Source organism: Ferrovibrio sp. (genome assembly GCF_029255545.1).
In the GTDB taxonomy this organism is placed as follows: Bacteria; Pseudomonadota; Alphaproteobacteria; order Ferrovibrionales; family Ferrovibrionaceae; genus Ferrovibrio.
The window spans coordinates 73613-87913 of record NZ_JANLJJ010000115.1 but is presented as its reverse complement, the minus strand read 5'-3'; the positions used below and the strand labels follow the sequence as shown (position 1 = coordinate 87913).

Here is a 14301-nt window from a genome sequence, read left to right as displayed (position 1 = left end):
AGCGGCGTGGTGGTGATGCTGTGCATTCCGCTGGTGCTGGCGATCACCTTCGTGTGCATGCAGATTTTTGGCATCGACTTCCATCGCATCTCGCTTGGCGCGCTGATTATCTCGCTCGGCCTGCTGGTCGACGATGCGATCATCGCGGTGGAGATGATGCAGGTGAAGATGGAGCAGGGCTTTGATCGCTTCCGCGCCGCCAGCTTCGCCTATACCTCGACCGCTTTCCCGATGCTGACCGGCACGCTGATCACGGCGGCCGGTTTCGTGCCAGTCGGCTTCGCCAAATCCTCGGCCGGCGAATATACCTTTTCGATCTTTGCCGTGGTCACCATTTCGCTGCTGGTATCCTGGGTCGTGGCGGTGATCTTCACGCCCTTCATTGGTTACAAGCTGCTGCCGATGCCGAAAAAAGGCCATGAACATGGCGACGAGATGTATCGCCGCGGTTTCTATCGTTATGTTCGTCCGGTGGTGGACTGGTGCGTGCGCCGACGCTGGATCGTGATTGGCGCCACCATCGGTGTTTTCGGGCTGAGTGTGCTCGGCTTTGGCCTCGTGCAGCAGCAGTTCTTTCCGTCATCGAACCGGCCGGAGCTGATGGTCGACCTGCGCCTGCCGCAGGGCGCTTCGATCCAGGCTACCGAAGCCGAGGCGCTGAAGTTGGAGGCGCTGCTGGATGGCGACCCCGATGTGGTGAATTACGCCACCTATGTCGGCAGCGGCTCGCCGCGGTTCTATCTGCCGCTGGATATCCAGCTTCCCAATGACAATTTCGCCCAGGTCGTGGTGCTGACCGGCGGCGATGCCGAACGCGAACGCGTGCGCGACAGGCTGATCAAGGCCTTCCAGGACGATTTCGTGCTGCTGCGTGGTCGCGTCAACCGGCTTGAGAACGGCCCGCCGGTCGGCTTCCCGGTGCAGTTCCGCGTCAGCGGCCCCAATCCGATGGAAGTACGGCGTATCGCCTTTCAGGTTGCCGATATGATGCGGCAGAACCCCAATACGCGCGATGTCAATCTCGACTGGAACGAGCTCAGCAAGGTGGTGAAGCTGGATGTCGACCAGGCCAAGGCGCGCCTGCTCGGCATCTCGTCGCAGGATCTGGCGACCACGTTGAACTCGATCGTGTCTGGCATCACCGTGACCCAATACCGCGAGGGGCGTGAGCTGATTGATGTGGTTGCGCGTGCCGAAGCCGGCGAACGTCTCAGCCTGAACGGGCTCAAGGACCTCAATGTCGCGGGCGCCGACAGCACCCGCCCGGTTCCCCTCAGTCAGGTGGCGGAGGTCAGCTACGGCCTGGAGGAGGGGATCATCTGGCGGCGCGATCGCCAGCCTGTCATCACCGTCCGCGCCGATATCGTCGATGGCATTCAGGCGCCGGTGGTCTCGCTGCAGATCGAACCCAGGCTGGATGCCCTGCGCAAGCAATTGCCGCCGAATTACCGCATCGTGATGGGCGGCGCCATTGAGGAAAGCGCCAAGGCCAATGCCTCGATCGGCGCCGTGGTGCCGGTGATGATCGGCATCATGATCACATTGCTGATGGTGCAGCTGCAATCGGTCTCGCGCATGCTGCTGGTGCTGCTGACGGCCCCGCTTGGCCTGATCGGCGTCACGCTGGGCCTGTTGCTGTTCAACGTGCCGTTCGGTTTCGTCGCCATGCTGGGCGCCATCGCGCTGGCAGGCATGATCATGCGCAATTCGGTGATCCTGGTCGACCAGATCGAGCAGGATATCCGCCATGGCGAGCAGCCCTGGGACGCCATCGTCAATGCCACCTTGCGCCGCTTCCGCCCGATCATCCTGACCGCGCTGGCGGCGATCCTCGGCATGATCCCGCTCTCTACCAGCAACTTCTGGGGGCCGATGGCGTTCACCATCATCGGCGGCCTGCTGGTGGCGACGCTGCTGACCGTACTGTTCCTGCCGGCACTCTATGCCGCCTGGTTCCGCGTGAAGCCGGTGGCCTGAGCGATCAGGTCGCGTCGTCGCGGGCAACAGCGGCTGGCACAACCGGACGGTCGATCCAGTCCTCGCCACCGGTGACGACGCAGCTGCGGCCATCGCTGCTGGTGATCAGGATGGTCCAGGAACCGGTCTGCGAGACCAGCAGCTCGACCACGCGATCGCCGACCAGGCCGGCAGCCTTGGGCTGTTCGCCGAAGCGGCGGTCGAGCATCTTGCCCATGTCATCGCGCAGGCCGCAAAGGGCCTGCGCCTGGGCCGGATGGTTCAATATGGGTAAGATAAGCACGGACAGGAACGCAGGGAAAAAGACGGCCTTGCGCATGGCTGGCCTCCTTTGCGGATGCGTCACCGCGTCCGGCGGGACGCTTCTATCCGCCCCTAAACTGCCACAGGCAGCTTAAAGTTCCGTTTCAGACCTGGTCGTTGAGGTGGCAGGCCGACAGGCGGCCGGGCGCGATCTCTTTCAAAACAGGGGCTTCCGCCTTGCAGCGCGCAAAGGCATGCGGGCAGCGGGGATGGAAATGGCAGCCCGGTGGCGGATCGAGTGGCGAGGGGATTTCGCCCTTGATTGGCAGATAATCGCGCCGCGTGGCCACCAGCTTCGGCGCCTCGGCCAGCAGGGCCTGGGTATAGGGATGGTTCGGCGCGGCGAAAAGCTGCTCGGTCGGTGCGCTCTCAACGACACGGCCGAGATACATAATCACGACGCGGTCGGAGATATGCTCGACGACCGAGAGATTATGGCTGATGAACAGGTAGGTCAGGCCCAGCTGTTCGCGCAGATCCATGAACAGGTTCAGCACCTGGGCCTGGATCGAAACGTCGAGCGCCGCCACCGCCTCGTCGCAGACGATGAAGCGTGGCTTTACCGCCAGGGCGCGGGCAATGCCGATGCGCTGGCGCTGGCCGCCAGAGAACTGGTGCGGGTAACGACGGCGGTAACGCGGATCGAGGCCGACCTGGGCCATGATCCTTTCGACATAGGCGCCCATCTCGCTGCGCTTGATCAGACCATGCGCCACCGGCGCCTCGCCGATAATGTCTTCCACGCGCATGCGAGGGTTGAGCGATGCATAGGGGTCCTGGAAGATCATCTGCACGGCCAGCTTGTAGTCGCGCCGTTCGGCCGCATTCATGGCGGCCAGGGCCTTGCCACGAAAGCCGATCGTGCCGTCGCTGGCATCCATGATGCCGGCGACGATGCGGCCCAGGGTTGACTTGCCGCAACCCGACTCGCCGACCAGCCCGACCACCTCACCCTCCTGGATCGCCAGGTCGACATGGTTCACCGCATGGACGGCGCGCTCCTTCAGTCCTGCACCGAACAGGTTGGCGATCTTGGCGGCGATATCCAGGCGCCAGACGAAGCGCTTGGAAACATCCTTCAGTTCAAGAAAAGCGGTCATCACCGAACCTCGGCCAAAGTCAGCGGCTCGGCGCCGAACGGGTGGTGGCAGCGCACACCATGGCCGGGCTGCAGTTCGGCCAGTTCGGGCATCGCCTCACAAGTGGCATCGGCACGAGCGCAGCGATTCTTGAAGCGGCAGCCCGGCGGCAGGTTGATCAGGGCCGGCGTCATGCCCGGAATCTGGAACAGTCGCTTGCCGCGTGGCATGGCGCCGGGCACGGATCCGATCAGGCCGCGGGTATAGGGATGCTGCGGCCGTTCGATTACCGTGGCAATCTTGCCGGTTTCGACGATCTTGCCGGCATACATCACCATGATGCGGTCGGCCAGGCCGGCTACCACCGAGAGATCATGGGTGATCCAGATCAGCGCCGTGCCGGTCTCGCGGCACAGCTTGCGCATTTCATACAGGATCTGGCCCTGGATGGTGACGTCGAGCGCCGTGGTCGGCTCGTCGGCAATGATCAGGTCGGGTTTGTGCAGCAGGGCTGTGGCAATGGCGATGCGCTGGCGCATGCCGCCGGAGAACTGGTGCGGATAGGATTTCAGGCGGTCTTCCGGGGCGGCGATGCCAACGGCCTTCAGGGTCTCGACGCAGCGGACGCGGGCCGCCGCCTCGCTGACCTTCTCGTGCGCCTGCACGGTCTCGATCATCTGGGTGTCGATGCGCAGAACCGGGTTCAGCGTCATCATCGGGTCCTGGAAGATCATGGCGATGCGGGCGCCGCGCAGCTGGCGCAGGCGTTCCGGGCTGGCCGTGGTGAGTTCCTCACCCTTGAATTTGATGCTGCCATTGGCGATGCGGCCCGGCGGATCGATCAGGCCCAGGATGGAAAAACCGGTGATCGACTTGCCTGAGCCGGACTCGCCGACCAGACCGAGGATTTCACCGGGCTCGATGGCGAAGCTGACGCCGTCGACGGCGCGCACGATGCCATCGCGGCTGGGGAAATGGGTTTCGAGATTCTCGACCTGGAGCGTTGCGACCATGGGACTTTAGCGCTTGAGACGGGGGTTGAGCACGTCGCGCAGCTGGTCGCCGACCAGGTTGATCGCGATGATGACGAGCGTGAGCAGAACGCCCGGGAACAGCGAAATCCAGTAGACGCCGCTGAGCAGGTAGTCGAAGCCGTTCGAGATCAGCATGCCGAGAGAGGGTTCGGTGACCGGCACGCCGAGGCCAAGGAAGCTTAAGGTCGCTTCCAGCGTGATGGCGCGGGCGATGTTAATGGTGGCAATCACGATCAGCGGCGGCATGCAGTTGGGCAGCAGGTGGCGCAGCAGCATCCGGCTGCGGCCCAAACCCAGGCAGCGCGCCGCCTCGATATATTCCTTGTTGCGTTCCACCAGCGCGGCGCCGTGGGCCGAGCGGGCAAAATAGGCCCATTGCACCGCGATCAGCGCGATGATCACCTTGTCCATACCGTTGCCCAGCACCGCCAGCAGGATCAACGCGACCAGGATGGCCGGGAAAGACAACTGAATGTCGACGATACGCATGATCAGCGCATCGACCTTGCCGCCGAAATAGGCGGCGGCCATGCCGGCCATCGCGCCGATCGCCAGCGAGGCGACCACCGAGACGACGCCGACCACCAGACTGATGCGCAGGCCATAGAGCATGGCGCTCAGCATGTCGCGGCCCTGGCCGTCGCTGCCCAGCAGGAAGCGGAGGCCTTCGGCGGATATTTCGCCTGGTGGCTGGCGCGCATCCATGATGTCAAGGCCGGCGAGATTGTAGGGGTCCTGCGGCGAGAGCCAGGGCGCCACCAGGGCGGCCACCAGCAGGATCACCAGCACGGCAAGCCCGAACAGGGCAAGCTTGCTTTCGGCGAATTCCGCGGCAATCCGTTTCCAGGGTGATTCCGTCTTGGCCAGTTCGGCGACGGGCAGGGTTGCGTCGGTCATTACGCGGCGCTCCCGTTACTTGGCATCGCCGAGCCGCACGCGCGGATCGAGCACCGAATAAAGGATATCGACGATCAGGCTGATCAACACCAGCAGCAGCACGACGACGATCAGGTAGGCCACAACCACCGGGCGGTCGAGATGCACGATGGAATCGATCAGCAGCTTGCCCATACCGGGCCATGAGAAAATCGTCTCGGTGATCACGGCAAAAGCGATCAGGGTACCGAGTTCAAGGCCGGTCACGGTGGTGATCGGCACCATGATGTTCTTCAGGATGTGGACGCCGATCACGCGCTTTTCACTCAGGCCCTTGGCGCGGGCGAATTTGACGAAATCCATCAGCATCACCTCCCGCGCCGTGGCGCGCGCGAGACGCACGATCAAAGCGCATTTCGACAGACCGAGCGTGAGCGCGGGCAGGGCCAGGTATTTCCAGCCAGCCAGGGTGAGGAAACTGAGCTGGATGCCGAACACATCCACCGTAGGGCCGCGGCCGGAAGCGGGCAGCCAGCCAAGCTGCACGGCGAAGACCATGATCAGCATCAGACCAACCCAGAAATTCGGCAGACTGAAACCCAGCACCGAGCCGGCCATGATGGCGCGGGCCGCAACGGTCTCGTGGCGCAGGCCGGCATAGAGGCCGAGCGGTACGCCAATCAGCACCGACATGATGGTCGCGATCAGCGCCAGTTCCAGCGTAGCCGGCATGCGTTCGAGAATCAGGCCGATCGCCGGCTGGCCGAAGACGAAGGATTTGCCGAAATCGCCCTGCAGGGCCGAACCAACGAAGGCGAGATACTGCTCCCACATCGGCCGATCGAGGCCGAGCGAGCGGGCGATGGCCTCGCGATCCAGTTCGGTGGCTTCCGGGCTGACCAGAATGGCAAGCGGATCGCCGATCATGTATATGCCGACGAAAACCAGCACCGACATCACGGCCACCACGAGGGCGGCCTGCATCAGGCGGCGAATGATGAAGACAAGCATGAGTTAGAAACGCCCCGACCCTGGTTGCACCGGTGCCAATTCATGGTCGTTGATCCGGCTTCTCCCGAACCAGCCTATAGCGGAATCCTTTTGCAGTGCCTAGGCTTTCTTGCATTGTCGGCTGGCAAACGGGCGCGTTCGCCCAATGATCTTGCTTGCCGATGTGGTGCGAGAGAATGGCTCGATAACGCGGCGACATGGCTTAGCGTCTGTCAGCCGACACGCGACGGCACGCAGAACGATTGTCGGCGCCGGCGTGTGGTAGCAGCGCCAGGGCTGAGCCATGCACCGGCATTGATCCACGAATGACAACGCCGCCGGTGGCTAAACCGGCGGCGCTGATTATCTGTCTCAGGTCTGGCAAGCCAGGCCGCGGATGTTTTTTATTCCTCGTCGGCGCTCGCGGTATCCGCCACGGTTTCCGATTGCGGCGCTGCCACGCCAGCCTCGGCGCGGGCCTTGGCGCGGGCTTCACGCGCTTCGCGCTTTTCCTTGTTCTCGCGGCGCTTGGCCGCGAGGATCAGCACGCGATCCAGTTCAGTCTGGCTGCAGATGCCAAGCGAGACGGGATCGCGTGGCTTGATGTTGGCATGGTTCCAGTGCGTGCGGTTGCGCACCGAGTCGATCGTGGCCTTGGTGGTGCCGAGCAGTTTCTGCACCTGCGCATCCGGCACTTCCGGGTGATACTTCAGCAGCCAGGCAATGGCGTCAGGTCGATCCTGGCGCTTCGACAGCGGGGTATACTTCGCGCCTTTGGTCTTCTGGCGCTGCACCGGCACGGCCGGCTCCAGCAGCTTGAGGTCAGCGGCGGGATCCTTCTCGCAGCGTTCGATCTCGCCCGGTACGATCTGGCCGTTGGCCACCGGATCGAGCCCGACGATGCCGACCGCCACCTCGCCATCGGCGATGCCCTTGACCTCGAGCACATGCAGGCCGCAGAAGCGCGCGATCTGGTCGAAAGTCAGTTTGGTATTGTCGATCAGCCACACGGCGGTGGCTTTCGGCATCAACGGCAATGCCATTGGCAAAATCCTCTTAATGCGGCCGGCCGGCTTCAGGGGCCGCCCGCGGGGCTCAGATAAAATCGCGCGACAATATAGTGGATCGGCCCCCGGGCGCAACCACCCCGGCTTTTAACCGTTATTTGTTTTCCTTCAAACGGTTAGCAGAACCTTCCCGATATGGTCGGCATGGTCGATCCGGGCATGGGCGGCCGCCGCTTCGGCTAGCGGAAAACGGGAATCGATAAAGGCTTTCAACTCGCCCCGGGCGAAAGCCGGCCAGACCTTCTCCTCCAGCGCCCGCGCGATGGCGCCCTTGAAGGCCACGGGGCGCGGCCGCAGGGTCGAGCCGGTCACGGTCAGGCGCTTGCGCATCACCAGGCTCAGGTCGCCCTCGCCCTTCGGGCCGCCCTGCACGGCGATGATCACCAGCCGGCCATCCTCGGCCAGGCTTTTCACGTTCGGCGTAAAATACTTGCCGCCGACCATGTCAAGAATGACATCGACGCCTTTGCCGCCAGTCAGCTCCTGGATGCGGGCCGAGAAATCCTCGGTCTTGTAATTGATCGCCTTGGTGGCGCCGATGCTTTCGCAGAACCGGCCTTTTTCGTCGGTGCCAGCGGTGGCGTAGATTTTCGCCGCGCCGAGCAGTTTGGCCAACTGGATGGCGGCGACGCCGATGCCCGAGGCGCCGCCATGGATCAGGATGCTTTCGCCCGTCTTCAAGGCGCCGCGGTCGGCGATGTTGGTCCACACGGTGAACCAGTTTTCCGGCAGGGCGGCGGCTTCCGCCATGTCCAGGCCCTGCGGCACCGGCAGGCATTGCTCGGCTGGCGCGACGCAGTAGGTGGCATAGCCGCCGCCCGCTACCAGGGCGCAGACCTTGTCGCCGGCTTTCCAGCGTTTGACATCCGGGCCGAGGGCGACGATTTCGCCAGCCACTTCCAGGCCGGGATAATCCGGCGCGCCTGGCGGCGGCGGATACATGCCGCTTCGCTGCAGCACATCGGGGCGGTTCACGCCAGCGGCCGCCACTTTGATCAGCACTTCGCCGGCTGCCGGCTGCGGCAGCGGTCGCTCGGCCGGCTTCAGGACTTCGGGTCCGCCGGGCTGGCTGATCTCGATCACGGTCATGGTCTGCGGCAGCATCGGGCGTTCCTCGGCATGATTGACCTAGCTGATCTAGCCGTCTGGCCAGCCATCGGCAAGCGCAGGCAAAAGCAAATTGTTCGGCCTGCGGGCTGCGGTTAGGATAGCAACAAAGCGAGATGGGAGGCCGGCATGGACTGGGATGAAGCAGAACGGCGCAAGCCGCAGCCGCTGAAATTCGATGTCATGTCGATCGAGGACCTGGAAGCGCGCGTCGTCGCACTCGAGAGCGAGATCGAGACCATCCGTGGCGTGATCAAGCAGAAACAGGCGGCGCGCGGCACTGCCGATATGTTTTTCAAGAAATAGTGGTTAGTTCTGCTCCGGCGCGCGTTGATGCGCCGGGATCAGGTCATCCGCCGGAGCCTCGGCCCAGCGCAGGGCGACGCGGCACGCCGTCACGCCCGGCTCGGCCTGGCTTTGCAGCACCACGAATTGCCCACCGGCGGCGCGGGCTATCGCGCGATCATATTCCATCATGCGCCAGCAGGCGGCCGTAGCGCCGCTGCCGCGCAGCGGGCAGGGCGTCTCGATCCGGGCATAGACGGTGTCGGCGGTAACGGTTTCGACCGGCACCTGCCTGGCGGAGGGGAAGCCGGCCTGCCAGGTCCAGCCGAGCCCGTCCAGATTGGCCGCCTTGCCGATGTTCTTGCGCCGGATTGTCAGTCGCGCGAGGCCACGCGACCAGGAAAAGCTGAGGCCTTGCAGGCTTCGGTGCCGCGCCAGCATGGCCGAGAGCCGAAGCATGGTGGCCATGCCGCGACGGATGAGCTGTTTTTGAAGTGAATGCATGATTTGACATATGACATAATTTGTCAAATGTCAAATCGATTACCGGCTGCGGGTTGCTCTCAGCACGGTTTCGATGGCGGCAGTGGCCCGCTCACGCCAACCGGCTTTGTCCAGATCGGCCGCCAGGCGGGGATCATGGAACCGGGCCATCAGGTCGTCGATGACCAGGGCCATGCCGTCGGGGCCGTCCGGCCGGAAGATGCCCGCCGTGCTGCCCTCAGCCAGCAGGCCGCTCAAATGGCGCCGCACATGGGAGCGGTGCTGCAGCAGGATGGCTTTCAGGTTCTGCACCACCTCGTCCAGCACCTCTACCAGGCATGGATCGGTCAGATAACGCCTTGTGGCCTCGGCATCGGCCAGCAGGAAAGCCTGCAGCCGGGCGGCCGGGCTGCGGCCATGGTCGCGAGCGATTTCGGCCAGCCGGGTTTCGTCCTCAGCCAGCCAGCGGGTCGCCAGGGCGGCCACGATGGCCCGTTTGTTGGGGTAATAGCGATAGACGGCCGTGCGGGCTAGGCCGGCCTCGGCGGCGATATCCTCGATCCGGGTCCGCTTGCCGCCCATGCGGCGGAAGCAGGCCAGAGCCGCGTCGAGCAACCGGTCCTGTACGGTACCGGAATGGGCATTTTCGTCGATGGGCGGTTCAGGCTGTGACACGGACGCGGATTTTGTCATCCGTGGACCATACAGGATTGCGGTGGTTTCACGAAATCTTAAGTGGGGATCGGCATACTCGGGCTGCGATTACAGTTGGTCACGGTCATAGTTTCCTCCCTGTTGGTTTTGACCTCGGCCGCCGGCCTGTCCGGCGGCCGTTTTTTACGTGCCTGAAACAGATTGTTACATCTGCTTGACTTGGGTTCGGGCGGCATGGATTAATCGCCGCAGTTTCGAGGTTTGAGGCAGAAATTTTTGGGTCGTCTCCTCCGCAAGGAAGAGGCGGCCCACTTTTTATGGCCATCGCGGTTGCCTATGCTGGCCGCGATAACGGTCAGGGAGTGAACCAATGCTGGGGCCGAAATTCTTCCGGTTCGACACGCTCAGTCTGCATGCCGGCCAGCAACCCGATCCTGCCACCGGCGCCCGCGCGGTGCCGATCTATCAGACCACCTCCTACGTCTTCCGCGATACCGATCACGCGGCCGCCTTGTTCAACCTGGAACGCGGCGGCCACATCTATTCGCGCATCTCCAATCCCACCGTGGCGGTGCTGGAAGAGCGGCTGGCGGCGCTGGAAGGCGGCGTCGGCGCGGTCTGCACGGCCAGCGGCCAGGCGGCCTTGCATCTGGCCATCGTCACGCTGATGGGGCAGGGTGGTCATATCGTCGCCTCGCGAAACATCTATGGCGGCAGCTACAACATCCTGGTCCACACCCTGCCGCGGTTCGGTATCACCACCACCTTCGTCGATCCGCGCGACCTGAAGGCCTGGCAAGCTGCGATCAAGCCGGAAACCCGGCTGGTCTTCGGCGAGATTCTCGGCAATCCGGGCCTGGAAGTGCTCGATGTGCCGGCGGTGGCGAAGATCGCCCATGACGCCGGCCTGCCGCTGATGCTCGATTGCACCTTCGCCACGCCGTATCTGTTCCGTGGCTTCGAGCACGGCGCCGATCTGGTGATGCATTCGGCCACCAAGTTCCTCGGCGGCCATGGCGTCGCCATTGGCGGCGCGCTGATCGATTCCGGCCGCTTCGACTGGGAGGCCTCGGGCAAGTTCCCGACGCTGACCGAGCCCTATGCAGGCTATCACGGCCTCGATTTCGCCGAGGAATTCGGCCCCGCCGCCTTCATCATGCGGGCGCGTTCGGAAGGCCTGCGCGATTTCGGCGCCTGCCTGTCGCCCACCAATGCCTTCCACCTGCTGCAAGGCGTGGAGACGCTGCATCTGCGCATGGCGCGCCATGTCGAGAATGCTCGCAAGGTGGCGGCCTTCCTGAAAACCCATCCGGCGGTGGAATGGGTGTCGTATCCCGACCTGCCCGAACATCCCGATCACGACCTAGCCAAGCGCCTGCTGCCCAAGGGTGCCGGCGCGATCTTCAGTTTCGGCGTGAAGGGTGGTCGAGAGGCTGGCCGCGCGCTGATCGAAAACCTGCAGATATTCTCGCACCTGGCCAATGTCGGTGATGCCAAATCCTTGGTGATCCATCCAGCCAGCACGACGCACCAGCAGTTGAGCGCCGCCGAGCTGAAGGCAGCCGGCATCGGCGAGGACCTCGTGCGGCTGTCGATCGGCCTGGAAGATCCGCAGGACCTGCTCGACGATCTCAACCAAGCTCTGCGCGCCGCTCAGAAAGCGGCCAAGCCGGCCGCGGCAGAATAAGAACAGGGGAAGCGTCACGATGTGGCTCGACGTAGCGGGTAAGCGCGTTTTTGCCGCCACCGGCGGCAAGACTTTTGATCCCGCCAAACCCGCCGTGGTGTTTATCCACGGCAATGCCTGCGACCATACGGTCTGGGCGCTGCAAACCCGCTGGTTCGCCTATCACGGCTTTTCGGTGCTGGCGATCGACCTGCCGGGCAATGGCCGTTCGGAAGGCCCGATGCCGGACAGTGTCGAGGCCTTTGCCGACTGGACGCCGAAGCTGCTCGATGCCGCCGGCGTCAGGCAGGCGGCGCTGATCGGCCATTCGATGGGCGCGCTGATCGGACTGGAAACTGCGGCACGGCATCCCGATTGCGTCTCGAAACTATCGCTGCTCGGTTTCGCCTTTCCGATGGCGGTGAATCCGGAATTGCAGGCATTGGCCGATAGTGGCGCCTATACGGTCGTCGAGCTGATGAACGACTGGATGATCGCCAAAAAGAACCAGATCGGCGGCAACCGCGTGCCGGGTCTGTATCTGCTGGCCGACAGCATCCGGCTGGTCGACCGCGCGCCGCGTGAATCCCTCGCGCTGGGCTTCCGGCTGTGCAACGCCTATCAGAATGGCAAGGCGGCAGTGGCTGCGATTGGCTGCCCGGTGCAGATCGTGGCCGGTGAGCGCGACATCATGACGCCGCTGCGTGCAGCGCGTGGCTGGGCTTCGGCCTTCAAGGATGGCCGCATCGACGTGCTGCCAGGCTGCGGCCATATGATGATGGGGGAGCGGCCAGACGAGACGCTGGATGCCCTGAAGAACTTCATTGCCGGATAGCTCATGGCCAAGACCGAAGCCAAGACTGCGCCTGCGCAGCGACTCTATCTGATCACCCCGCCGGCGATCGAGCCGAAGGCTTTTGCCGAAGACCTGAAAGCGGCTCTGGGCGGGGGCGATGTCGCCTGCCTGCAACTGCGCCTGAAGGACGGCGAACAGACAGCCTCCGACAATGCCTTCCGCCGCGCGGCCGAGGCCCTGCTGCCGATCTGTCACGAGCATGACGTGGCCCTGCTGATCAACGACCGGCCGGACCTCGCCATCAAGTTGGGTGCCGATGGCGTGCATGTTGGCCAGGAGGACGCCTCCTATGAAGAAGCCCGCCGTATCCTCGGGCCGGACCGCATTGTCGGCGTCACCTGTCACAATTCCCGCCATCTGGCGATGGAGGCCGCCGAAGCCGGTGCCGATTATGTCGCCTTCGGGGCGTTTTTCCCTACAGACACCAAGCAGCCCAAGACCCGGGCCGAGCCGGAAATCCTGGCCTGGTGGTCGGAACTGATGGAAGTGCCTTGCGTGGCCATCGGCGGCATCACGGTGGAAAACTGCCCCCCGCTGATCGAGGCCGGGGCGGATTTCCTGGCGGTTTCCGCCGGGGTCTGGCGTCATCCCGAGGGCCCGGCCGCAGCCGTCGCGGCCTTCAACCGGGCGATTGCCAAGCATGGCCGGCGCTGATAGGGTCCGCCCCCTTTCCAGACGAGCTTAAAATCAATGGCCCTGCGATCCGCCCTGATCAATGCGATGGCGAACGCGGCGCGTAAAGCGCAGCGCAGCCTGATCCGCGATTTCAACGAAGTCGAACATCTCCAGGTCTCGAAGAAAGGCCCGGCCGATTTCGTCTCTGCCGCCGACCGCAAGGCCGAGAAGATCCTGCAGCAGGAACTGGCCAAGCTGCGGCCCGATTTCGGCTTCATCATGGAAGAAAGCGGCCGGATCGAGGCCAGGGACGGCAAAAGCTACTGGATCATCGATCCGCTGGATGGCACCACCAATTTCCTGCATGGCATTCCGCATTTTGCCATTTCGGTCGGCGTGCAGCGTGAGGGCGAACTGGTCGCCGGCATCGTGCTCGATGTGGTGCGCGACGAACTGTTCTGGGCCGAGAAGGGCGTCGGTGCCTATGTGAACGAACGCCGCCTGCGTGTTTCGGCGCGGCGCAAGCTGACCGAGGCCGTGTTCGGCACCGGCATCCCGTTCCATGGCAAGCCGGGGCATGCCGCCTTCGTGAAAGACCTGACCAGCATCATGCCCGAGGTGGCGGGCATTCGCCGCATGGGCGCCGCCGCGCTCGATCTGTGTTATGTGGCCGCCGGCCGTTTCGATGGCTTCTGGGAATCCGGTTTGTCGGCCTGGGACATGGCGGCGGGCATCGTGCTGGTGCGCGAGGCGGGCGGCATGGTCACTGATCTGGCGGGCGGCGATCAGATGCTGGCCAGTGGCGGCATCATTGCCGCCAATGACGTTCTGCATGCGCCTTTGCGCAAACTGCTGGCAAAATAAGCTTCGCCGCACAATAGGTTGATCTCTGGTGGCTGATATCCAGGTAGCCGGGTTGTCGGATTCGGCTGCCTCGGCTATCGTTTGCGCCGCAGATCGGGATCAGGTCCGGGGCAGGGGGAACATCGATGGCTGCCAAGCCACTTACGCTTTCGTTCGCCGCAGCGTCTCTGGCGCTCACCCTTGCCATGCCCGCTGTCCAGGCACAGACCATGATCGGCAGCGGCAACGTGCAGATCAATCCGCAGGCGCTTGACCAGCTTGGTGGCTTCACCGGTCCCAGGCTGAATGGCACCGGATATAATGGCGGGCAAGCCCCGCTGCTGGGCGCGACTGGCCGTTTGCCTCAAGCCCAGCAGGCCGCTGGTCCGGCACCGCTGCTGGGTGAAACCGGCCGTGCGCGCAGCACCTCGTCGGCCAAACCGCGTCCGGCCCGTGTGGCCCGCCC

The 14301-nt window shown here is 63.9% G+C and carries 16 protein-coding genes; 7 read left to right on the top strand and 9 right to left on the bottom strand.

Going from position 1 to position 14301, the window contains the following annotated elements:
* On the top strand, window positions 1–1977 hold a 1977-nt coding region (locus tag Q1J79_RS20875; RefSeq protein ID WP_300304677.1), incomplete at its 5' end, for an efflux RND transporter permease subunit.
* Between the two features lie 4 nt (window positions 1978–1981).
* Here the strand turns inward: Q1J79_RS20875 and Q1J79_RS20870 are convergent.
* From Q1J79_RS20870 to Q1J79_RS20840, 7 genes are all read right to left on the bottom strand, one after another.
* Window positions 1982–2296 (bottom strand): hypothetical protein, encoded by a 315-nt coding sequence (locus Q1J79_RS20870; protein WP_300304674.1) that lies wholly within the window; start codon window positions 2294–2296, stop codon window positions 1982–1984.
* 88 nt (window positions 2297–2384) lie between these two features.
* Window positions 2385–3380, bottom strand: a complete 996-nt coding sequence (locus Q1J79_RS20865) for an ABC transporter ATP-binding protein (protein WP_300304671.1) — start codon at window positions 3378–3380, stop codon at window positions 2385–2387.
* A complete protein-coding gene (locus Q1J79_RS20860) occupies window positions 3380–4372 on the bottom strand; it encodes an ABC transporter ATP-binding protein (RefSeq protein WP_300304668.1) in 993 nt (330 codons plus the stop codon). Before Q1J79_RS20860 ends, Q1J79_RS20865 begins: the two co-directional genes overlap by 1 nt.
* A 6-nt stretch (window positions 4373–4378) precedes the next feature.
* On the bottom strand, window positions 4379–5290 hold the full coding sequence (locus Q1J79_RS20855; RefSeq protein WP_300304665.1) for an ABC transporter permease: 912 nt from the start codon (window positions 5288–5290) through the stop codon (window positions 4379–4381).
* A gap of 15 nt (window positions 5291–5305) precedes the next feature.
* Entirely contained in the window at window positions 5306–6280 is a 975-nt protein-coding gene (locus Q1J79_RS20850; RefSeq protein ID WP_300304662.1) for an ABC transporter permease, read from the bottom strand.
* Window positions 6281–6663: 383 nt separating this feature from the next.
* The gene (locus Q1J79_RS20845; protein ID WP_300304659.1) at window positions 6664–7302 is read right to left on the bottom strand and encodes a DUF1013 domain-containing protein; all 639 of its coding nucleotides are present in this window, start codon (window positions 7300–7302) and stop codon (window positions 6664–6666) included.
* A 132-nt stretch (window positions 7303–7434) separates the two neighbouring features.
* Window positions 7435–8430, bottom strand: coding sequence for an NAD(P)H-quinone oxidoreductase (locus tag Q1J79_RS20840; protein ID WP_300304656.1), 996 nt, complete (start codon window positions 8428–8430; stop codon window positions 7435–7437).
* Window positions 8431–8562: 132 nt separating this feature from the next.
* On the opposite strand from Q1J79_RS20840, the gene Q1J79_RS20835 reads away from it, so the two are divergent.
* A complete protein-coding gene (locus tag Q1J79_RS20835; protein WP_300304653.1) occupies window positions 8563–8739 on the top strand; it encodes a DUF1192 domain-containing protein in 177 nt (58 codons plus the stop codon).
* Between the two features lie 3 nt (window positions 8740–8742).
* On the opposite strand, the gene Q1J79_RS20830 is transcribed toward Q1J79_RS20835, so the two are convergent.
* Together Q1J79_RS20830 and Q1J79_RS20825 are read right to left on the bottom strand one after the other, a co-directional pair.
* Entirely contained in the window at window positions 8743–9186 is a 444-nt protein-coding gene (locus tag Q1J79_RS20830; protein ID WP_300304650.1) for a hypothetical protein, read from the bottom strand.
* Between the two features lie 75 nt (window positions 9187–9261).
* A complete protein-coding gene (locus tag Q1J79_RS20825) occupies window positions 9262–9876 on the bottom strand; it encodes a TetR/AcrR family transcriptional regulator (RefSeq protein ID WP_300304647.1) in 615 nt (204 codons plus the stop codon).
* Between the two features lie 349 nt (window positions 9877–10225).
* Between Q1J79_RS20825 and Q1J79_RS20820 the strand changes: the two genes are divergently transcribed.
* The 5 genes from Q1J79_RS20820 to Q1J79_RS20800 all read left to right on the top strand — a co-directional run.
* Window positions 10226–11542: an O-acetylhomoserine aminocarboxypropyltransferase gene (locus Q1J79_RS20820; RefSeq protein WP_300304644.1), complete on the top strand. Its 1317-nt coding sequence runs from the start codon at window positions 10226–10228 to the stop codon at window positions 11540–11542.
* A gap of 19 nt (window positions 11543–11561) precedes the next feature.
* On the top strand, window positions 11562–12356 hold the full coding sequence (locus tag Q1J79_RS20815) for an alpha/beta hydrolase (protein WP_300304641.1): 795 nt from the start codon (window positions 11562–11564) through the stop codon (window positions 12354–12356).
* A gap of 3 nt (window positions 12357–12359) precedes the next feature.
* Complete coding sequence (gene thiE, locus Q1J79_RS20810) at window positions 12360–13031, top strand: thiamine phosphate synthase (RefSeq protein ID WP_300304638.1); 672 nt, start codon at window positions 12360–12362, stop codon at window positions 13029–13031.
* A 36-nt stretch (window positions 13032–13067) separates the two neighbouring features.
* On the top strand, window positions 13068–13856 hold the full coding sequence (locus tag Q1J79_RS20805) for an inositol monophosphatase family protein (protein WP_300304636.1): 789 nt from the start codon (window positions 13068–13070) through the stop codon (window positions 13854–13856).
* Between the two features lie 125 nt (window positions 13857–13981).
* Window positions 13982–14301: hypothetical protein (locus Q1J79_RS20800; RefSeq protein WP_300304634.1), on the top strand; the 320-nt coding region annotated here is incomplete at its 3' end.